General features: G+C 61.2%; 24 protein-coding genes. 16 read left to right on the top strand and 8 right to left on the bottom strand.

The features are described from left to right. The first annotated feature begins 18 nt into the window (after positions 1–18). The 4 genes from QP752_RS01495 (at position 19) to QP752_RS01510 (ending at position 4,015) form a co-directional block, all read left to right on the top strand. The gene (locus tag QP752_RS01495; RefSeq protein WP_284804094.1) at positions 19–1,323 is read left to right on the top strand and encodes a glycoside hydrolase family 32 protein; all 1,305 of its coding nucleotides are present in this window, start codon (positions 19–21) and stop codon (positions 1,321–1,323) included. 69 nt (positions 1,324–1,392) lie between these two features. Next, complete coding sequence (locus QP752_RS01500) at positions 1,393–3,375, top strand: sucrose-specific PTS transporter subunit IIBC (protein WP_284804095.1); 1,983 nt, start codon at positions 1,393–1,395, stop codon at positions 3,373–3,375. Between the two features lie 109 nt (positions 3,376–3,484). Continuing rightward, positions 3,485–3,709 carry a hypothetical protein gene (locus tag QP752_RS01505; RefSeq protein ID WP_070363085.1) on the top strand — a complete coding sequence of 75 codons (225 nt, stop codon included), beginning with the start codon at positions 3,485–3,487 and terminating at the stop codon, positions 3,707–3,709. 42 nt (positions 3,710–3,751) lie between these two features. After that, the gene (locus tag QP752_RS01510) at positions 3,752–4,015 is read left to right on the top strand and encodes a hypothetical protein (RefSeq protein WP_070363084.1); all 264 of its coding nucleotides are present in this window, start codon (positions 3,752–3,754) and stop codon (positions 4,013–4,015) included. Between the two features lie 70 nt (positions 4,016–4,085). Here QP752_RS01510 and QP752_RS01515 read toward each other — a convergent pair whose 3' ends face one another. Continuing rightward, complete coding sequence (locus QP752_RS01515) at positions 4,086–4,892, bottom strand: formate/nitrite transporter family protein (RefSeq protein ID WP_070363587.1); 807 nt, start codon at positions 4,890–4,892, stop codon at positions 4,086–4,088. A gap of 256 nt (positions 4,893–5,148) precedes the next feature. Here QP752_RS01515 and rplN point away from each other — a divergent pair, with 256 nt between their 5' ends. The 4 genes from rplN (at position 5,149) to QP752_RS01535 (ending at position 7,374) form a co-directional block, all read left to right on the top strand. Further along, positions 5,149–5,517, top strand: coding sequence for a 50S ribosomal protein L14 (rplN, locus tag QP752_RS01520; protein WP_070363083.1), 369 nt, complete (start codon positions 5,149–5,151; stop codon positions 5,515–5,517). A 2-nt stretch (positions 5,518–5,519) separates the two neighbouring features. Beyond that, positions 5,520–5,834: a 50S ribosomal protein L24 gene (gene rplX / locus QP752_RS01525; protein ID WP_070363082.1), complete on the top strand. Its 315-nt coding sequence runs from the start codon at positions 5,520–5,522 to the stop codon at positions 5,832–5,834. Between the two features lie 2 nt (positions 5,835–5,836). Further along, on the top strand, positions 5,837–6,415 hold the full coding sequence (rplE, locus tag QP752_RS01530; RefSeq protein WP_070363081.1) for a 50S ribosomal protein L5: 579 nt from the start codon (positions 5,837–5,839) through the stop codon (positions 6,413–6,415). A gap of 176 nt (positions 6,416–6,591) precedes the next feature. Then, complete coding sequence (locus QP752_RS01535; protein ID WP_070363080.1) at positions 6,592–7,374, top strand: formate/nitrite transporter family protein; 783 nt, start codon at positions 6,592–6,594, stop codon at positions 7,372–7,374. Here the strand turns inward: QP752_RS01535 and fdhD are convergent. Genes fdhD through QP752_RS01550 form a run of 3 tightly spaced genes read right to left on the bottom strand, consistent with a single transcriptional unit; the run spans position 7,371 to position 9,715 of the window. Further along, a complete protein-coding gene (fdhD, locus tag QP752_RS01540; RefSeq protein WP_070975799.1) occupies positions 7,371–8,198 on the bottom strand; it encodes a formate dehydrogenase accessory sulfurtransferase FdhD in 828 nt (275 codons plus the stop codon). The genes QP752_RS01535 and fdhD overlap by 4 nt on opposite strands. After that, positions 8,185–8,472: a DUF6457 domain-containing protein gene (locus QP752_RS01545; RefSeq protein ID WP_070976034.1), complete on the bottom strand. Its 288-nt coding sequence runs from the start codon at positions 8,470–8,472 to the stop codon at positions 8,185–8,187. The genes fdhD and QP752_RS01545 overlap by 14 nt, the downstream gene beginning before the upstream one ends. 10 nt (positions 8,473–8,482) lie before the next feature. After that, on the bottom strand, positions 8,483–9,715 hold the full coding sequence (locus tag QP752_RS01550) for an amidohydrolase (protein WP_070976036.1): 1,233 nt from the start codon (positions 9,713–9,715) through the stop codon (positions 8,483–8,485). 323 nt (positions 9,716–10,038) lie between these two features. On the opposite strand from QP752_RS01550, the gene rpsH reads away from it, so the two are divergent. From rpsH to rplO, 6 genes are read left to right on the top strand one after another with little or no spacing between them, the layout of a single operon-like run. Beyond that, positions 10,039–10,437, top strand: coding sequence for a 30S ribosomal protein S8 (gene rpsH, locus QP752_RS01555; RefSeq protein WP_070363078.1), 399 nt, complete (start codon positions 10,039–10,041; stop codon positions 10,435–10,437). Between the two features lie 18 nt (positions 10,438–10,455). Further along, positions 10,456–10,992 carry a 50S ribosomal protein L6 gene (gene rplF, locus QP752_RS01560; protein ID WP_070975801.1) on the top strand — a complete coding sequence of 179 codons (537 nt, stop codon included), beginning with the start codon at positions 10,456–10,458 and terminating at the stop codon, positions 10,990–10,992. Between the two features lie 2 nt (positions 10,993–10,994). Then, positions 10,995–11,399 (top strand): 50S ribosomal protein L18, encoded by a 405-nt coding sequence (gene rplR, locus QP752_RS01565; protein ID WP_070363076.1) that lies wholly within the window; start codon positions 10,995–10,997, stop codon positions 11,397–11,399. Between the two features lie 40 nt (positions 11,400–11,439). Further along, on the top strand, positions 11,440–12,075 hold the full coding sequence (gene rpsE / locus QP752_RS01570; RefSeq protein ID WP_070363075.1) for a 30S ribosomal protein S5: 636 nt from the start codon (positions 11,440–11,442) through the stop codon (positions 12,073–12,075). A gap of 5 nt (positions 12,076–12,080) precedes the next feature. Continuing rightward, positions 12,081–12,266: a 50S ribosomal protein L30 gene (gene rpmD, locus QP752_RS01575; protein WP_070363074.1), complete on the top strand. Its 186-nt coding sequence runs from the start codon at positions 12,081–12,083 to the stop codon at positions 12,264–12,266. Between the two features lie 6 nt (positions 12,267–12,272). After that, positions 12,273–12,722, top strand: coding sequence for a 50S ribosomal protein L15 (rplO, locus tag QP752_RS01580; protein ID WP_070975803.1), 450 nt, complete (start codon positions 12,273–12,275; stop codon positions 12,720–12,722). 71 nt (positions 12,723–12,793) lie between these two features. Here rplO and QP752_RS01585 read toward each other — a convergent pair whose 3' ends face one another. From QP752_RS01585 to QP752_RS01600, 4 genes are read right to left on the bottom strand one after another with little or no spacing between them, the layout of a single operon-like run. Further along, complete coding sequence (locus QP752_RS01585) at positions 12,794–13,396, bottom strand: molecular chaperone (RefSeq protein ID WP_070975805.1); 603 nt, start codon at positions 13,394–13,396, stop codon at positions 12,794–12,796. Further along, positions 13,396–14,337, bottom strand: coding sequence for a DmsC/YnfH family molybdoenzyme membrane anchor subunit (locus tag QP752_RS01590; RefSeq protein WP_070363071.1), 942 nt, complete (start codon positions 14,335–14,337; stop codon positions 13,396–13,398). Before QP752_RS01590 ends, QP752_RS01585 begins: the two co-directional genes overlap by 1 nt. A gap of 3 nt (positions 14,338–14,340) precedes the next feature. After that, complete coding sequence (locus QP752_RS01595) at positions 14,341–14,985, bottom strand: DMSO/selenate family reductase complex B subunit (protein ID WP_284804098.1); 645 nt, start codon at positions 14,983–14,985, stop codon at positions 14,341–14,343. 25 nt (positions 14,986–15,010) lie between these two features. Next, complete coding sequence (locus QP752_RS01600) at positions 15,011–17,482, bottom strand: DMSO/selenate family reductase complex A subunit (RefSeq protein ID WP_284804099.1); 2,472 nt, start codon at positions 17,480–17,482, stop codon at positions 15,011–15,013. Positions 17,483–17,759: 277 nt separating this feature from the next. On the opposite strand from QP752_RS01600, the gene secY reads away from it, so the two are divergent. Next, positions 17,760–19,088: a preprotein translocase subunit SecY gene (gene secY, locus QP752_RS01605; RefSeq protein WP_070477568.1), complete on the top strand. Its 1,329-nt coding sequence runs from the start codon at positions 17,760–17,762 to the stop codon at positions 19,086–19,088. Then, complete coding sequence (locus QP752_RS01610; protein WP_284804100.1) at positions 19,088–19,633, top strand: adenylate kinase; 546 nt, start codon at positions 19,088–19,090, stop codon at positions 19,631–19,633. The genes secY and QP752_RS01610 overlap by 1 nt, the downstream gene beginning before the upstream one ends. The last annotated feature ends 30 nt before the right edge of the window (positions 19,634–19,663 follow it).

Genomic DNA, 19,663 nt, shown 5'->3' on the forward strand with positions numbered 1-19,663 from the left:
CACCGTAGACTAAGTCGCATGACGTACCGGCCAACATTTCACCTGTCCCCGCCGCAAGGGCGCCTCAACGACCCGAACGGCGTCACGCTCATCGGCGACCAACTCCACGTGTTTTACCAGCATGATCCGTGCTTTCCGCACGCTGCGAAGCGCACCGGTTGGGGCCACGCCGTCACCACAATTGGGGGTGAGGAGGGCCTGGGCCAGTGGCGCCACCTTCCGGACGCGCTGTATCCGGACTTCCCGTACGACACGCACGGGTGCTACTCCGGGTCCTCCGTGGTCCACGACGGTGAGGTCATGCTGTTTTACACCGGCAACGTGAAGGAGGATGGGTGCCGCCTGACCACGCAGAACCTGGTCCGCGTTGAGGACTTGGAGGGCCCGATGGGCGGTGTGTACCACCGTGCACCGGAGAATCCGCTCATTGACGGCCCAGCCCTCGGCTTTACCGCCCACTACCGGGACCCGCACGTCACTCAGAATGAGGACGGCTCCTGGCGCATGGTGCTCGGCGCGCAGCGTGAGGAGGAGCGCGGCGCGGTGGTGCTCTACGAGTCACCGGACCTGCTGAACTGGTCGTTTGCTGGCGCGCTGCAGTTCGAGGGGCTGGACCCGCGCGTTGAGGCCGCCTACATGTGGGAGTGCCCGAACCTGCTGCGGATGCGTGACCACGCGACGGGGCAGTGGCGCGAGGTACTCGTGCTGTGCCCGCAGTACCCGGGCTCGGACGAGTGCGGCTACGTCGTCGGTTCGCTTGATGGCCTGTGGTTTCGCGTGGAGTCGCAGTTCCGGGCGTTGGACTTTGGGCATCAGTTTTACGCGCCGCAGATGGTCGCCGAGGACGATGGCGATGCGCTGTTGCTCGGTTGGATGGGACTGCCTGCCCGCGATGACACCCCAACGCTTCAGGCAGAGGGCTGGGTGCATCAGCTGACGTTGCCTCGCAGGCTCCAACTTGTCGACGGCCAGCTTCGCACCGAACTCCTTCTCCCAACCGATCCCGCGGGGATGGTCGTGCACCGCGAAGTTCTCAGGGGACAGCCGTGGGAGGCCGACCTGGTCGACGATGCCGGTGGCGTTGGTGCTCACGTGGCGTGGCGGCCTGGCGAGGCCGGGCGTGGAACGCTGAGCGTGACGGTCGGCGGTGACGAGCGCCGCGCCGAGTGCGCGCAGGGCGAACTCGTGGTGTGCGCTGACGGGGCGGCGCTCGAAGTTGTTGCCGGAGACGGGGAAGTGGCGTTCTCCTCGGCGGTCTTCGGTACTGAGGGAGCCCCATGGGTCGCTGTGGAAGTACGTGAAATCGGCCACAACCGGGGGTAATCGGACGCAAGTAAGCTGATTTATGCCCGTATAGATGTTTGACTGTGTGGGAAGAGAAAGGATTCCCACATGGACCACAAAGAAGTAGCCCGGCGGGTCCTCGCCGGGGTAGGGGGCGAGGAAAACATCGTTGGCGTCGCCCACTGCGCGACGCGACTGCGTTTCGTGCTTAAGGACGTCGACAAGGTTGCGCAGGATACGCTGGAGAACGACCCTGATTTGAAGGGCACGTTCGCAACCGGCGGCATGTTCCAGATCATCGTCGGCCCCGGTGACGTGGACATTGTCTTTGATCAGCTCAACGGCATGACCAGCAAGAGCATTGCTGTCTCCACGGAAGACCTGAAGGAAGTAGCGGCGAACCAGGGCAACTGGTTTACGCGCTTCATTAAGGTCTTTTCTGACATCTTCGTGCCGCTGATCCCAATCCTGGTTGGCGGCGGTCTGCTCATGGCGCTCAACAACGTCCTGACCGCCGAGGGGTTGTTCGGGGAGAACTCCCTGGTGGGGATGTTCCCGCAGATCCAGGGTCTGACGGAGATCATCAATGTGCTGGCCTCCGCACCGTTCGCGTTCCTGCCGGTGCTGGTGGGGTACTCCGCGACGAAGCGCTTCGGTGGCAACGAATACCTCGGCGCCGGCATGGGCATGGCGATGGTGCACCCGGCGTTGGTCAACGGCTACGACGTGGCGAACTCCGTAGCCGACGGCACGATGCCGTTCTGGGACCTGTTCGGCCTGCCTGTCGCGCAGGCGGGTTACCAGGGTGCGGTGCTGCCGGTGCTGGCGGTCGCGTGGATCTTGGCAACGATCGAGAAGTGGTTCCACAAGCGTCTGAAGGGTACGGCGGACTTCCTGATTACTCCGCTGGCAACCCTGCTGATTACGGGCTTCATTACCTTCATCGCCGTCGGCCCGTTTGTCCGCTGGCTCGGTGACCTGCTGATTGTCGGCCTCTCCAGCCTGTACGACTTCGGTGGCCCAATCGGTGGCCTGCTCTTCGGTCTGGTGTACTCGCCGATCGTGATCACTGGCCTGCACCAGTCCTTCCCGCCAATCGAGCTCGAGCTGTTTAATCAGGGCGGCTCCTTCATCTTCCCGACGGCCTCCATGGCGAACATCGCGCAAGGCGCAGTGGCCCTTGCCGTGTACTTCCTGGCGCGCAACGCAAAGCTCAAAGGTCTAGCTGGTTCCTCGGGCATCTCGGCCGTATTTGGTATCACGGAACCCGCCATCTTCGGCGTCAACCTGCGCCTCCGCTGGCCCTTCTTTATCGGCCTCGGCGCGGCCGGTATTGGTGCAATGCTGATTGCGATCTTTGATGTCAAGGCAGTTGCGCTTGGTGCGGCGGGCTTTATCGGCGTGGTCTCCATCCGCGCGAATGACATGGTGACCTTCCTGATCCTCGGCGTCATTACGTTCGTGATCGCCTTCGTGGCGGCCTACGGGTACGGGCGCTACCTGGTGGGCAAGCATGGCAGCATCGATCCGGACGCAACCGAGGATCCAGCCGCCGATGCCGCTGCCGAGCAAGCGCTGCTCGAGGCGTCCGACGAGGCGCTCCACGTCGTGGCGCCACTCGAGGGCAACGCCGTGCCGCTTGCGACGGTCAGTGACCCGATGTTTGCCCAGGGCAAGCTGGGGAACGGCGTGGCAATCGTGCCGACGGTTGGAGAGCTGCGCGCACCCGTCGCCGGTACGGTTGCGGTCACGTTCCCGTCCGGCCACGCCTACGCAATCCGCGCCAAGGGGACCGATGGCAAGAACGTGGACATCCTTATGCACATCGGCTTCGACACGGTGAACCTCAAGGGCGAGCACTTCACCGCACACGTGGAGAAAGGTGACGTCGTGGAAGCAGGCCAGCTCCTCGCGACGTTCGATATCGATGCCATCCGCGACGCAGGATACGAAGTGACGACTCCGGTCGTTGTCTCGAATACGAAGCGGGTAGGGGAGATTGGGGCGTCGAGAAGCCTTCCTGCAGACACGAAGTTTGGCGATGCCCTCTTCTTCGTCGAGCCGAAAAAGATAGCTGAAGAAGCAAAATAAAAGTTTTTTAGAAAACTGGCAACAACCTTAAATTGGTCTGTTAATCTGTTGGTGTCTTGTTCAGCGCGCTAGCTCACAAGGGTCTAGCGGACATCACAGGAGGAAAACTATGAAACTTCGTCGCATTCTCGCCGCAGGCCTCGTGGCTTCCGCTCTTGCAGTGGGCGCACCGGTCGCACAGGCAGCACAGCCAGCGCCAGAACCGCTGGCAGGTGTCCTGCACGAGCTGAAGCGCCTCGGTGGCTACCAGGCACAGAACCTGATCCTCGTGCCTGCACTGCTGTCCTCTTTGGGCTTCCTGACGAACATCGCGACGTCTTCGCAGCGCGTCTAAATCCCACCCATTCACCCGAGACCATAGAGAGAGAACGTAAGAATGAAACTTCGTAACGCAATTGCAGTTGCCGCTTCTGTTGTTGTCCTGTCTGGCGTTGTTGCTACCGATGCAAGTGCTGCACAGTACCCAGAGCCGCTGAACAACGTCATGAACGAGCTGCGCAACTTCGCTGGCCCGCAGGGTCCGAACCTGCTGCTGGTTCCGGCTGTGCTTTCGTCCATCGGTGTCGTCAACATGGCCGTTGTGGTCATCCTGTCGATCGTTGCTGCGGCAACCGGCGTGGGCATCGCTGCTTCGAGCTAAGTGCTCACCGAGCAATAACGAACGCCCCCTTCCCTTCGCGGGAACGGGGCGTTTTCTTTCTGCTTGGGGGTTAGCGGCGTGTCGCCAGCGGGGTTGCCGGGGTGCCGCCCTTGTTTAGCCAAGCATAGACGCCGCCCATGATGAGGCCACCACCGATGTAGTTGCCGACCCACACGATGAGCCAGTTCATCAGGCCATTCGTCAGTGTGAACCCGGCGAAGTGCTCGGCGCCGATGCCGTAGCCCGCCAGGGAGAAGACGACGAAGCTGGCGATGGAGTGCTCGTACCCCATTGCGGCGAATGCGGGAACGATCAGCATGATGGCGAGGAACTTCGCGGTGAAGTCCTTGCCAGCCTGGATGGCGAGCAGCACGCCGATGTTGACCACGATGTTGGCGAAAATGCCTTCCATGAACAGCAAGCTGTCCGGCTTCGCGAGCTTGGTCTCAACGGTCGCGGCGAGGAAGCTGTCCATCCCGATCGGCTGGAACGCCGTGGCGTGGACCAGGAATACCGCGGTGATGAGGACGCCGAGCAGGTTGAAGATGGTGCAGGTGGAGACCATCAGGAAGCCCTTGAGCCAGGGGAGGCGCCCGGAGGCGCTGCCGTAGGTCATGAACATCATGTTGCCGGTTGCGAGTTCCGCACCCAGGACAACGATGACGTACAGCGAGAGGCAGAAGATAGCTGCGAACACGAAGCGGCCGTAGCCGGGGGCGCTGCTTTCTACTTGGGTGGAGGCGACGGTGGCGAAGGCCGTCATGATCGTCAAAAACATGCCGGCGAGCATGGAGCGTACCGCGAACTTGGGGAGTTCGTAGGTGTAGAGGTACGACTTGAAGCCGATTGAATCCGCAAGTGTGCCATCGAAGTTCATAGGTATGACCATACCAAAGGTCAGAACCGGGCACGAATCCACACAACCAAAAGTCATGGTTTGCGGGCGCGCATGTTCCGTGCTTTAATGTTCCAGTTGTCCTTTGCTGCGTGTTTGCTCTGCGCGTTTCCGAGCTGAGCATGTACGCCTGCGGTACCGAAGGTGCCGTCGACAAGCGAAAAGACATCGAAGACATTGACCACGTGCGTATAGGACGGAAATCTAACGCACATCGACCCAGGTCAGGAGACCAATAGTGATTCAGAAGGAATCGCGCCTGAAGGTCGCCGACAACACCGGTGCACGTGAAATCCTGTGCATCCGTGTCCTCGGCGGATCCGTTCGGCGCTTCGCCGGCATCGGCGATACGATCGTCGCCACTGTGAAGGAAGCTGCCCCAGGCGGCAACGTTAAGGAAGGCGAAGTCGTTAAGGCTGTCATCGTTCGCGCGAAGAAGGAGACCCGTCGTCCGGACGGCTCCTACATTGCGTTCGACGAGAACGCTGCAGTGCTGATCAAGAACGACACCGAGCCACGCGGCACCCGTATCTTCGGCCCAGTTGCTCGCGAGCTGCGCGACAAGAAGTTCATGAAGATCGTTTCTCTCGCACCGGAGGTGATCTAGGGATGAAAATCAAAAAGGGCGATATGGTCCAGGTCATCTCTGGCAAGGATAAGGGCGCGCAGGGCAAGGTTATTGAGGCATACCCGAAGCGTCAGCGCGTTCTCGTTGAAGGCGTGAACCGCATGAAGAAGCACGTCGCGAACTCCTACAACGAGCGCGGCGCAGAGTCCGGCGGCATTGTCACCCAGGAAGCTCCGATCCACGTCTCCAACGTGATGGTCCTGGATTCCGACGGCAAGCCGACGCGCGTGGGCTACCGTTTCGACGAAAACGGCAAGAAGGTCCGCGTTGCAAAGTCGAACGGGAAGGACATCTAAGCATGGCTGAGAACTACACCCCTCGTCTGAAGACCCAGTACAAAGAGGACATCCGTACCAAGCTCAACGATGAGTTCAAGTACGACAACGTCATGCAGATCCCAGGTCTGACCAAGATTGTTGTCAACATGGGTGTCGGCGACGCTGCACGTGACTCCAAGGTCATCAACGGCGCACTCGAGGACCTCGCCGCGATCACCGGCCAGAAGCCACAGCTTCGCCGCGCGAAGAAGTCCATCGCTAACTTCAAGCTCCGTGAAGGCATGCCGATCGGCGCGAAGGTCACCCTCCGCGGCGACCGCATGTGGGAGTTCCTGGACCGCCTGCTGACGGTTGCTCTGCCACGTATTCGTGACTTCCGTGGCCTCAGCGACAAGCAGTTCGACGGTGCAGGCAACTACACCTTCGGCCTGACCGAACAGACGATGTTCTACGAAATCGACATCGACAAGATCGATCGCGTCCGCGGTATGGACATCACTGTCGTCACCACCGCAACGAACGACGACGAGGGCCGCGCACTCCTGCGCCACCTCGGCTTCCCGTTCGCTGACAAGGATGGCAAGATGCAGCGCGCATAACGCGTCACTGCTTTTCGACGAACACCCCTGCGACCCAACCACCGGGTTGCGGGGGTGTACGTCTTTTGGGGGAACCTGCAGAGCACACCCGAATAGTACGCATGTACTGTTTTTGGGAAACGTTCGATAGACTGACTCCTTGCAACAATCTCTCAGGTGAATTTGAGGAGGCCACGATGGCTTTGCAGGAAATGGTCCACGCAGGGGCCAAAAAGAAAGAGCAGCTTCTCGATAATGAGATGCCACGGTTTTTCGTCCGCGCGATTCTCGCCGGCATTTACCTGACCGCTGGTACGGCGTTCGCCGCGGTGGCGGGAAATGCGGTCAATGAATACGCACCGGGGCTCGGCTCGGTTGTGTTCGCCTTGCTGTTCGGGCTTGGCCTGTTCGCGATCGTCATCCTCAACGCGGAGCTTGCAACGGGCGACATGATGTTTGCGTCCTGGGCGGCGACGGACAAGGTGTTCAGCTGGGGCAAGGGTATTTGGCTCGTCGTTGTGGTGACGGTGGCGAACCTGATCGGTGCGATCATTTTCGCGGCTGTGATGAGCCAGTCGGCTAAGTTCGGCTCGATGGATAACAGCCACCTGATTGTCACTCTGGTCGAGGGCAAGTTGGCGAAGCCGTTCTTCGGCGCACTGCTTGAGGCGATCTTCGCGAACTTCATTGTCAACATGGCGATTGTTGGTGCGCTGCTGGCGAAGGAGTTCATCTCCAAGTTCGTCGTGATCCTGCCACTGATCGCTATCTTCGTTGGCCTGGGCCTCGAGCACGTTATTGCGAACTTCTCGCTGTTCTCCCTGGCGTTCCTGTCCAGCACGCCACCTGAGGGATTCACCGCCGCTGCAATCCTGAGCAACTGGGTTGCTGTGTGGATCGGCAACTTCATCGGCGGTGGCCTGTGCATCGGCGGTGTCTACGCTTGGTTGAACAAGACGAAGACGGTGTACAAGGACTAGTCGCTGAGCTCCCCGGAGTACAGATTGAAGCGCTCGCCGCGCACAAAGCCGGCGAGCGCCATTTTTGTTTTGCGGGCCAGCTCGACGGCGAGCGAGGATGCCGCCGAGACCGCCACCATTGCCGGGAAACCGGCCATTGCTGCTTTCTGCACAAGTTCGAATGACGCGCGGGAGCTGACAACCAGGATCAGGTCGCTGGCTGGCAGGAGCCCTTCGAGTAGTAGGTGGCCAATGACTTTGTCGGTCGCGTTGTGGCGGCCGATGTCCTCGCGGATTACTACAGGTTCGCCGTCAAAGGTAAACGCGCCGGCCGCGTGGATGCCGCCTGTCTTACGGAACTGCTTTTGGCCGGTTGCAAGGGCGTCGGGTAATCGCATCACCAGGTCCGGGTCCAAGCGGACGGGAGTGATTGGCGCGGGCACCTTGCCCATGATGTCGTCGATCGACTGCGTGCCGCACACGCCGCATGCGCTCGTGGTAGTGGTCAGGCGAATGAACTGCGGTGCAGCGGGGGAGGCCGCGGGCCCGAGGTCGATGTCGAGCGTGTTGTACGTGTTTTCGCCGTTCGGCCCGACCGCACCCGCGCAGTAGCGCGCGGAACGAACGTCCTCTGCGCTGCTGATCAGTCCCTCCGCGAACATCCAGCCGTGTGCCAGCTCGACGTCGTGGCCGGGGGTCCGCATCGTGGTGGTTAGCGTGTCGCCGGTGGCGCGGATCGCCAGCGGCTCTTCCACGGTGACGGTATCGGCGCGGGTATCGCGCGCGAAGCCGCTGTCGGTGCGGGTGACTTTCGTGACGGCGAAGCGTCGATTAATCCTGCTCATACGTTTCCAGGAGCTTCGCTACCTTGGCAAGCGCCGCGCGCGTCGTTGCTGCGTCTGCATCAGTATCGCCCTGGAGCGCCGCACCGGTTGCGACGCCTACGACGAACGCCGTCGTTGGAGCCGCCGGGCGCGACGGGCCGTTGTGCGCGACGTCCGCTGTCATCTTCAGAATGTCGCCGACCAGCGAGCGCGTGAGATCCGGGGAAACGCCGAGCGTTCGGGAGACCTCTTCGAGCCACTCGTGTGTTGATTGCAAACCTTCGTTGTTAGCCATGTGTGCCACCTTAGTCGTCGTTCTTGTTGATGAGCCACGCGCTCGCAGCCGTGACCATCGCTTCGGCGCCGCGGTCGAGCGTCGGCTGGAGGTTGGGCGCGAACGCTGCGCTGTGATTGCCCGGCGCATGCGGGTAGCTGGCGAAGCCGCCGAGGCCCCAGAACGTGTACGGCACGCCGAGCGCGTCCGGGATGATCGAGAAGTCCTCGCTGGCAGGGACCTGCGCCAACGTCTGCGCTTCATCACCGAATCGCGCCTCGAAGGCGTTGCGTACCCGCTGCGTTACTGCGGCATCGTTGCTGGTGAGCGGGTAGGCGTCGTAGTACTCGAACTCGGGCAGCTGCGGGCTACGCGCTGCCTCGCACTCAGCGCGCACGATGCGTTCGATGGCCTCCTTGAGGTGCGCGCTCGTCGCCTCCGAATAGGCGCGGGTATTGATCAGCAGCTCCGCGCTATCCGGGATGACGTTGGATTTTGCTCCCGAATGGATCGCGCCGACCGTCAGCACCGCGGTTTCGGAAGCAGCAATCTCTCGGGAGACTACGGTGTGCAGCCTCGTCACAATTGTCGACGCCAACAAGACCGCATCGACGCCCATCTCAGGCATGGATCCGTGCGAACCCACTCCGTGTACTGTGACCTTCACCGAGAACGCCTGGGAGAGCACCGGGCCCGGCCGGGTCCCCACATGGCCCAACGGCAGCGTGCCGAGCACGTGTTGGCCCAAGTACACGTCGGGGTGGGGGATCGCGTCGGCGATACCGTGCTCAACCATCGAACGTGCGCCGGAGGCTGTTTCCTCGCCGGGCTGGAATACGCCCACCAGCGTGCCGGACCAAGCGTCGCGGCAAGTGTTGAACGCGATGACAGCCGCGAGCACCGAGCAAATATGGAAGTCGTGCCCACACGCGTGGGACACCGGCACCTCCTGCCCAGTCGCAGCATCGACTTGGGTCTGCGTGCAGGCGTAGTCCTTGCCGGAGTCCTCCTTGATTGGGAGGCCGTCAGTATCACCGCGCAAGGCGACGACGGGCCCGAGGCCGTTTTCGATGGTGGCGACGACGCCAGTTTCGCCCAATACCGAATATGGGATCCCGGCTGCCTCGAGTTCCTGAACGATGCGCTGTGAGGTTTGGGTTTCCTGCATCGAGAGTTCAGCGTGTTGGTGGAACCAGCGGTAGAGCTCCTCGCGGTGCGTGCAGGTGGCGGAGAGGGCGTCGAAAAGTTCGTCGAGGTGCTTCATAGCACCGACTATACGGCGCAGCGACCGGGCCAACGTGACTTGTTTCTTGTATAGAGGGAGTGTAATGTGGCCAAACGGACTTGTGCACAGATGGTTGTCTGCGCGCAAAATCCGAGAGAACATTGTACATCCAACTTTGTTGCAGGCCCCCCGCCGAGAAGCGGACCGCGTGCAAGGGAGGCGGCGAGCGCCCCGCGTTATTGAGCGTGGGGAGCGTGAAGTAGCCCCCGACAGATCATGCGGAAAACGCGACCTGGCACGACATAGTTTTGCTGGTCAGGTGGGTAGGGAACCGCAACGAGAAAGGTAAACGGTCACATCTTATGACGATGACTGATCCAATCGCAGACATGCTGTCTCGCGTGCGCAACGCGTCGCACGCACAGCACGAGAGCGTGACAATGCCTTCCTCCAAGATCAAGGCAAACATCGCCGAGATCCTGAAGCAGGAAGGCTACATTGCTGATTACAAGGTTGAGGACGCCAAGGTTGGCAAGCAGCTGACCCTGGACCTCAAGTACGGCCCGACCCGTGAGGCTGCCATCGCTGGCCTGCGTCGCGTGTCCAAGCCTGGTCTGCGCGTGTACGCAAAGTCCAACGACCTGCCGCAGGTGCTGGGTGGTCTGGGTGTGGCGATCATCTCCACGTCCCAGGGTCTCCTCACTGACCGTCAGGCCCAGGAGAAGGGTGTAGGCGGAGAAGTTCTCGCCTACGTCTGGTAAAGGGAGGTTGAAAAGACTATGTCGCGTGTAGGTAATGCACCCATCGCCATCCCGAATGGTGTCGAAGTTAAAATTAACGGTCAGGTCGTAGAGGTCAAGGGCCCTAAGGGTTCCCTCAACTTCGAGATGCCTGAGCCAATCACCGCTGCGGTTGAGGACAACGAGATTGTCGTCTCCCGTCCGGACGATCACCGTAAGCACCGTGCGCTGCACGGTCTGTCCCGTTCCATGGTCAACAACCTCGTTGTTGGCGTGACCGAGGGCTACAAGATCAACATGGAGATCTTCGGTGTCGGCTACCGTGTCCAGGCCAAGGGCAAGAACCTCGAGTTCTCGCTCGGCTACTCCCACCCGATCCTCATTGAGGCTCCGGAAGGGATCAGCTTCGCAGTCGATGGCAACACCAAGTTCTCCATCGAGGGCATTGACAAGCAGCAGGTTGGCCAGATCGCGGCTAACATCCGCCGCCTCCGTAAGGATGACCCATACAAGGGTAAGGGCATCCGCTACGAAGGTGAGCAGATTCGCCGCAAGGTCGGAAAGACGGGTAAGTAATCATGAGCAATTCTGCAGAGAACACCAAGCGCACCCCGGTCGGCAAGGATATTTCCTCCCGCCGCCGCGAGGCTCGTGCACGTCGCCACTTCCGTATCCGCAAGACGCTGCGCGGCACCCCGGAGACCCCACGTCTCGTTGTGCACCGCTCTTCGCGTCACATCCACGTCCAGCTGATCGACGATCTCGCTGGCCACACGCTCGCAGCGGCATCCTCCATCGAGGCTGACGTGCGCGCAATGGAAGGTGACAAGAAGGCAAAGGCAGCCAAGGTTGGCCAGCTGATCGCTGAGCGCGCCAAGGCTGCAGGCATCGAAGCTATCGTCTTCGACCGCGCAGGTTACAAGTACCACGGTCGCGTCGCAGCTCTTGCCGACGCCGCTCGTGAAGGTGGTCTGAAGTTCTAATGACCACCGCAATCATCACCATCAACGGAAGGATCGCGTAATGGCCGAACGTGAACGGCGTGACGGCGGACGCTCCGCCGACAACCAGAACAAGAAGAATGAGCGCAACAACCGCGGTGGCCGTGGCCGTCGCGATGATCGTCGCAACCAGAATGATGACCGCGACAAGTACATCGAGCGGGTCATCACCATCAACCGTGTCGCAAAGACCGTGAAGGGCGGACGCAACATGTCCTTCACCGCTCTCGTCGTCGTTGGCGACGGCAAGGGCATGGTCGGCGTTGGCTACGGCAAGGCAAAGGAAGTTCCTGCCGCTATCCAGAAGGGTGCAGAAGAAGCACGTAAGAACTTCTTCCGCGTCCCGATGATCGGTGGCACCATTCCTCACCCAGTCCAGGCAGAAGAGGCAGCAGGCATCGTTATGCTGCGCCCGGCTGCACCAGGTACCGGTGTTATCGCCGGTGGCGCAGTTCGCCCAGTGCTCGAGTGCGCTGGCGTCCAGGACATCCTTGCTAAGTCGATCGGTTCTGACAACGCTCTGAACGTTGTTCAGGCAACGGTTGCAGGTCTCAAGCAGCTCGTACGCCCTGAGGAAGTCGCTGCGAAGCGCGGCAAGGACCTCGAGGACGTCGCACCTGCTCGCATGCTGCGCGCACGCGCAGGACAGGAGGCGTAAGAACAATGGCTTTGAAGATCACATTGCACCACGGCAAGGTTGGCGAGAAGCCACTGACCCGTAAGAACCTCGAGGCGCTCGGTCTGCGCAAGATCGGCCAGTCCGTTATTAAGAAGGACAACGCCGCAACCCGTGGACAGATCCTGAAGGTTCGCCACCTCGTTACCGTCGAAGAAGTTGCAGGGGAGTAGAACAACATGGCTGAAATTATCAAGCTCCATGATCTGCGCCCAGCAAAGGGCGCTAACAAACCAAAGTTCCGCGTAGGTCGCGGTGAAGCAGGCAAGGGCGGCAAGACCGCTGGCCGTGGTACCAAGGGCACCAAGGCTCGCAAGCAGGTCTCCGCAGCATTCGAGGGTGGCCAGATGCCACTTCACATGCGCCTGCCGAAGCTCAAGGGCTTCAAGAACCCGAACCGCGTGGAGTACCAGGTAGTCAACGTTCAGGCGCTCGCAGAAGCGTTCCCGGACGGCGGCACCATCACCATCGACGACATCGTCGCAGCTGGCCTGGTTCGCAAGAACCACCCAGTCAAGGTGCTGGGCAACGGCGACATCAACGTCAAGTTGGACGTCACCGCTACCAAGTTCTCCAAGTCTGCGGTTGAGAAGATCGAGGCAGCCGGCGGGTCCACCACCCAGGCATAAGCCTTCATCTTCGCGCCACAGCGCAGAGAAAAGCTCCCCACTCGTCAACGACGAGGTGGGGAGCTTTCGTATTAGAGGGTTTCGACGGCGGCCAGCACGCCCCGCGTAAGCCCAGGCAGCGCCCGGTAGATCGCGGTGTTCGCATGCTTTTCGACGCCCCCAAGCACCTGCTCAGCGAAGCGGGCGGGGTGCTCGGCGGTGAAGGAGCGAAGAACCGCCAGCGCTGCGGCTTGATCGGCCTCGGAGGACGCGTTGAGCGCCAGGGCGCACATGTGGCTGATACAGCGGAACTCCAGCCCGATGTGGTCCGGCGGGAGGTTATCGGCGCCGGGGTCAAAGCCGACCTGGTGGTAAACGGCGGCGACGGCCACGGCGTCCTCATCCATGACGAGTCCGTCCTTGGAAAAGTACGGGGACTCATACGGCTGGGCAAGCGGGGAGCTTACGCCAATGAACAGGTAGAGGTGGTCTCGCTGCAACGCTTCGGCGGTGTCGCGCTCCGCTTCCAGCAGGGCGTTGATGGCTTGCTGCGAGGCGTCGTCCTCGAGCGGCCATGATTGCAGGAAGGAGGGGTCGGAGAGGGCGTCGAGAAGCGGGCCTTGCGGCTCGTCGAGGAAGAGCTGCCCCACGATGTCTGCTGCGATGTGGCAGCGTTCAAGTAACTCTGTGTGCATCAGATTCCGATCCGGTCAACTGCGCCGTAGAACATGAAGCGGCCGAGCAGCTCCGCGATGACCACCAGGATGTACGCGACGGTGATCCACAGCATCGCGCTCGAGGTGGGGCGGCGGGTGCGGCCGCCGAACGCCAGGATGAGGCCCACGATGAACGCGCCGACCAGCAGCAGACCAATGCGGATGACGAACGCGGTCATGTTGAATTCAAACTGCGCCGGGTTCGGGCCCGCGGGGCGGCCGTAGTTGAACACCATCACGATGAAAATGAGCGGCACGACGACGGTCAGCGCGATGCCGATCCAGCGCAGGGACGCGTGGATGAGGTCCCAGACCTCTTCCTTCTGGGCGTCTGTCTGGTCTTCGTTGCGCGCGGACGGAATCAGCTTTTTGATGAGCTCTGAGTCCTCGAGCCAGTTGTACGCCGTGAGCGCGACCGCAATCGCGAGCAGACCGGTGACCGCGGCGGAGAGATAGAACGCCGCCGGGGTAGTCCAGTGGTTCCACGATGGGATCGTGGGCAGCATGTAGAGGCGCGCCATGGTGGCGATGAACCCGATGCCGGCAATCGCGGTGATGACCGCGATGGTTGTGCGGGTGCCCACGGAGCCCCAGTCGAAGAACTGACAGGCCGCGAACAGGAAGCCGAGCGCCGCGAAGATGCAGCCGCCCACGAGCTCCTGGGTGAGTCCGGAGGAACTGATGTGGCGCATCACGTTCAGCGCGTTGATCGGGTTGCCGAGGTGGAAGAACGCGAGGCAGAAGCCTGCGATCATGATTGGGCCGATTGCGTAGAGCGCCGGCACACAAATCCGGTTAATCGCGTTCGCGGAGTAGCGGGTGCGTCCCACCATTGTGATGACGCCGAGGACGAAGAACGCGCCGACCGCCATCTGCCCGAACGTAGTGAAAAACGTGAGGGGCCATTCGTGCATATTCATGAGTTAGACCTCTTCCGGGTTCATGATCTCGCCGGCGTCCAACGCGTCCCAGCGTTTCGCGTCCTTGTGCGGCTTGATGGTCAGGCGTGGTTCGGTAAACGTTGGGTCCGGCAGCGGCGCGATGCCGGCGACGTCGCCGTGGTCCTTGCGCAGCTCGTCGATAGGCCCCCAGTCGAGCGCGCGCGACGGGCACGCGGCCACGCACGCGGGGTCTTTGCCCTCGGCGCGGTAGTCGGCGCACAGGTCGCACTTCGTCATGACGCCCTTTTCAGGGTTGAACTGTGGCGCGGAGTAGGGGCACGCCCACTCGCAGTAGCGGCAGCCCACGCACTTGTGCGGGTCGACGGAGACGACGCCGTCCTCGCCGATGTGCATCGCGGTGGTCGGGCAAACCTTGGTACAGATCGGGTTGTCACAGTGGTTGCAGGACACCGATGTGTAGTAGGTGAACGTGTTGGTGGTCAGCTCGCCGTCGGCGTTGCGGTTCCAGTCGCCGCCCGAGTACTCGACCACGCGACGCCAGTTCACGCCGATCGGTGTGTTGTGCTTGTCCTTGCAGGCGATCTGGCAGGCTTTGCAGCCGTTGCACAAGGTCTGGTCGAAGAAGAAACCAAGGCGCTTGCTCGGCTTGTCGTTGTTGTTAGCCATGTTGTTGTTTCACTCCTTGGTGTTGTTATTTCGCTTTTTCAACCTGGCACAGCGCCGTGTGCTGCGCGTTGCCCTTGGCAAGAGGGGAGGGATGCCAGCTGGTCAGCGTATTGACGGATGCCCCTACGTCCACGCCGCCGTCCTTCGGGTTGAACCAGGAACCCTGCGGCACCGAGATGACACCCGGTGCGATTCGCGGGGTGACGCGGGCGATGGAGCGGATCCGGCCACGCTTGTTGTAGGCGTAGACGGGGTCGTCGTTCTTGATGCCGCGTTCCTTGGCGTCGATGGGGTTGATCCAGAGGACCTGCGGGTGGGCGTCGTCGCGCAGCCAATCGACGTTGCCGTAGGAGGAGTGGGTGCGGCCCTTGGTGTGGTGGCCGATGACCTGCAGCGGGTACTCCTTGTTCTCTGCGGCTTCCTCGGCGCCTTCCCAAGTTGCGACCTGCTCCGGCAGCGGTGTCAGCTTGTCGCCTGCGATGTTCGGGTCAAACTCCCACTCCTTCGACATTTCGTAGAGCTCGGAGGAGAAGATCTCGATCTTGCCACTCGGGGTCTCCAGGGGGTTGGCCACTGGGTCCTCACGGAAGTCTTTCAGTGCGACCGTGGTTTCGCCTTCTCGACGCCACACACCCATCTTCTTGAGCTCCTCAAAGGACGGAAGCTCCGGGATCTCCTTGCGGGATTCGTCGAGGGTGTAGCGCAGCCACTCTTCCTGGGTGCGGCCTTCGGTGAATTTGTCGCGCACACCGAAGCGTTCAGCGAGATCGGCGACGACGTCGTAAATCGGCCGACAGTCGTACAGTGGCTTGATCGCGCTGGAGGCCAGGATGGTGTACTCCAGGTTGCCCGCCGAGCCCTGCTGGATGATGTCGGTTTGCTCAGCGGTGGAGCAGTCCGGCAGAACGTAGTCCGCGTAGCGCGCGGACACCGTCATCTGGATGTCGCTGACGACGATGAGTTCGGCCTTGGAGTCGTCGCGAAGCAGCTCGACCGTGCGATTGAGGTCGCCGTGCTGGTTCGTGTTGGTGTTGCCGGCGTATTGCCAGATCATCTTGATCGGGACGTCGAGTTTGTCCTTGCCGCGTACGCCGTCCTTCGTCTTGGTCATCTCTGGGCCGTGGTCGACGGCCTGTGGCCACATTGCAACCGAGATCGAGGTCTCCACCGGGTTCTCGTACTGCGTGTTGAACGGGTACGTCATCGGCAAGCTTGCCGAGCCCTCGCGAGCGCCGGTGCCTCCACCAGGGATACCGATCTGCCCGAGCAGCGCTGCCAGCGTAAACACCGCGCGCGACTGGTTCTCGCCGTTCGCGTGGCGCTGCGGACCCCAGCCCTGGGTAATTGCGGTTGGCTTTGCGGTGCCCATCTCGCGGGCAAGCTGGCGGATCTTCTGCGCGGGTACACCGCAGACGCGGGCGGCCCACTCAGGAGTCTTTTCGACGCCGTCCGGCCCCTTGCCCTCAATGTAGGAGCGGTACGAGCCGTTCTTCGGCGCGCCCTTCGGCATGTGGTCCTCGTCAAAGCCGACACAATACTTGTCCAGGAACGCTTGGTCGTGCAGGTTCTCGGAGAGCAGTACGTGCGCGATACCTGCCACGAGCGCTGCGTCGGTGCCCGGGCGGATCGGAACCCATTCGTCGCCAAGGCCGACTGCGGTCTCGGAGTAGCGCGGGTCGATCACGATGGTCTTCACGCCGTACTTGCGTTTCGTCTGCTGGGTGACGAACGTCTCGCCACCACCGGACATGCGGGTCTCAAGCGGGTTGTTGCCGAACATGACCTGCAGCTTGGAGTTCTTCACGTCGTCGAAGGAGTTCGACGTGACCCAGGAACCGTAGTGGTACGGGTAGGCTGCCGTGATCTGCGCGGTGGAGTAGTCGGCGTAGTGGTTCAGGTAGCCGCCGATGAGGTTCATAAACCGTGCGAAAGGAGTCTCGACAGGCGGCCAGGAGCGCGCGACGGTGCCGCCGATGGTCCCCGTGCCGTACGCGAGGTAGATCGACTCGTTGCCGTATTTGTCCAGGATGCCCTTCATCTGGTCGGCGATTTCGTCGAGCGCCTGCTCCCAGGAGATTTCGATCCACTCGCCGTCGCCGCGCTTCGTGCCGGGCTTGCGCTTCAGCGGCGTCTTTAGCCGGTCCGGGTTGTAGATGCGGTGGCGGATTGAGCGGCCGCGCACGCAGGCGCGGATCTGCTGCGAGCCGATGGAGTTGTCGCCGCCATCGTCCGGAAGGACGCGGGTGACGCGCCCGTCCACAACTTGGAGGCGCAGTGGGCAGCGGGAGCCGCAGTTGACGGTGCAGGCGGACCAGACGAACTTCGGGTCGGTGCTCGTGCCTACTGCGGCCTCTGCGGCGCCGACACCTGGGGTGCCGCGCAGGAGCGTGCCAGAGACGGCCGTCGTCGCTACGGCCGCGCCTCCTACGAGGCCTGACCATTGGAGAAATTTACGCCGACTCACGGGAGTCGGCGTTGGTGTAGGTGCTGTGCTCATCGCTGTCCCTTCGAATGCGAGGATTTTCTACAGAAAAGTCGTGAATAAATGTAATACCAATTACCTATTTTTGAGTGTAGTGATTTTCAATCGAAAGTTGGAAACCCTCGCGGGGGTGCTGGCCGAATCGGGGGTTTGGCCTGCTAACTGGTAGAGTAGTGGGGTCAATCCTGTCTGGAGTGTCCCGTCAGCCCGCTACGGTGGTTGTGACGTGCACTTTTGGCAACCGTACTGTCCACTATCTCCTGCGTGAGTGCTGCAGGAGCCAGGAGGCTTTGTGTCCGCTATATTGCAAGCGTTCAAGGACCCGGATCTTCGGAAGAAGATTCTGATTACCCTTGCGTTGATGATTCTGTACCGCATTGGTGCCCAGATTCCGACGCCTGGTGTCGACTACGCGTTGATTAACTCCCGTCTGGAGGAAGTCGCTCAGGGTGACAACGCCACGATGTTCTCCATCATCGGGCTGTTCTCTGGTGGTGCGTTGCTGCAGTTGTCCATCTTCGCGATTGGCATCATGCCGTACATTACGGCGTCGATTATCGTGCAGCTGCTGACCGTGGTGATTCCGAAGTTCGAGGAGTTGAAGAAGGAAGGGCAGTCGGGCCAAACCAAGATGACGCAGTACACGCGTTATCTCACGGTTGCGCTGGCGCTGCTGCAGTCCGCAGGTATTGTGGCGCTGGCCGACCGTGAGCAGCTCCTCGGCCAGGGGATTCCGGTGCTTATTGAGGACCGCAACATCTGGACGCTCATCATGATGATCATCGTCATGACGTCGGGTGCGGTCCTGATTATGTGGCTCGGCGAGATCATCACTGAAAAGGGCGTTGGCAATGGTATGTCCCTGCTGATCTTCGCTGGTATTGCGACGAAGCTTCCGTCCGAGGGTGCCTACATCCTGAAGAACTCCGGCGCGGTTACCTTCGCCATGGTCGTTGCGGCGATCATTGCGTTGGTCGTCGGCATCATCTTCATCGAGCAGGGCCAGCGTCGTATCCCGGTGCAGTACGCCAAGCGCATGGTTGGGCGCCGTCAGTACGGCGGTTCTTCTACGTACCTGCCGCTCAAGGTCAACCAGGCTGGCGTTATTCCTGTGATTTTCGCCTCCTCGCTGATGTACGTTCCTGTCTTGATCACGCAGATCGTGACCATGAACAACACGACCCCGCCGGACAACTGGTGGATGAACAACGTCATGGCGTGGCTGCAGAACCCAGGCTCCTGGCAGTACATCCTGGCGTACTTCGCCATGATCATCTTCTTCTCCTACTTCTACGTCTCTATCCAGTACGACCCGGTCGACCAGGCAGAGAACATGAAGAAGTACGGTGGCTTCATCCCAGGCATTCGTCCGGGTCGCCCAACCGCCGAGTACCTCGCGTTTGTGATGAACCGTCTCTTGTTCGTTGGCGCGCTCTACCTTGCACTCATCGCGATCCTGCCGAACCTGGCGCTCGACGCCGGCATTGGCGGCGCTGGCCGCGGTGGCATGAGTGCGTTCGGCGGTACGGCTATCCTGATTATGGTGTCCGTAGCATTGACTACGGTCAAGCAAATTGAATCCCAACTTCTCCAATCCAACTACGAAGGACTGTTGCGATAATGCGACTTGTACTACTTGGCCCTCCCGGCGCTGGCAAAGGCACTCAGGCAGCCATTCTCTCCGAGAAGCTCGGCGTTCCGCACATCTCCACCGGTGACCTGTTCCGTGCGAACATCGGCCAGGGCACCCCGCTTGGTGTCGAAGCGAAAAGCTACATCGATGCTGGCAAGCTTGTGCCGACCGATGTCACCGCACGCATGGTGGAAGACCGACTCAGCCAGGAAGATGCTGCGAACGGCTTCCTGCTCGACGGTTTCCCGCGCACCGTTGAGCAAGCAGAGATCCTGAAGGAGCTGCTGAGCAAGCAGGGCCTGAAGCTGGACGGCGTGCTCAACTTTGTTGTCGACGAAGACGTGGTGGTCGAGCGCATGCTCGCGCGTGGCCGCGCGGACGACAATGAGGAAACGATCCGCACCCGCCTCAAGGTCTACCGCTACGAAACCGCGCCGCTGATTGACCACTACGGCGACGAGATCATCTCCATCGACGCCGTTGGTGACGTTGATGAAATCAACGAGCGCGCGATGGCGCAGCTGAAGAAGTAACATACAGCGTCTATATAGGCGCAAGGGCCG

Origin of the sequence: Corynebacterium sp. UMB10321 (genome assembly GCF_030228725.1) — a bacterium.
GTDB lineage: Bacteria > Actinomycetota > Actinomycetes > Mycobacteriales > Mycobacteriaceae > Corynebacterium > Corynebacterium pseudogenitalium.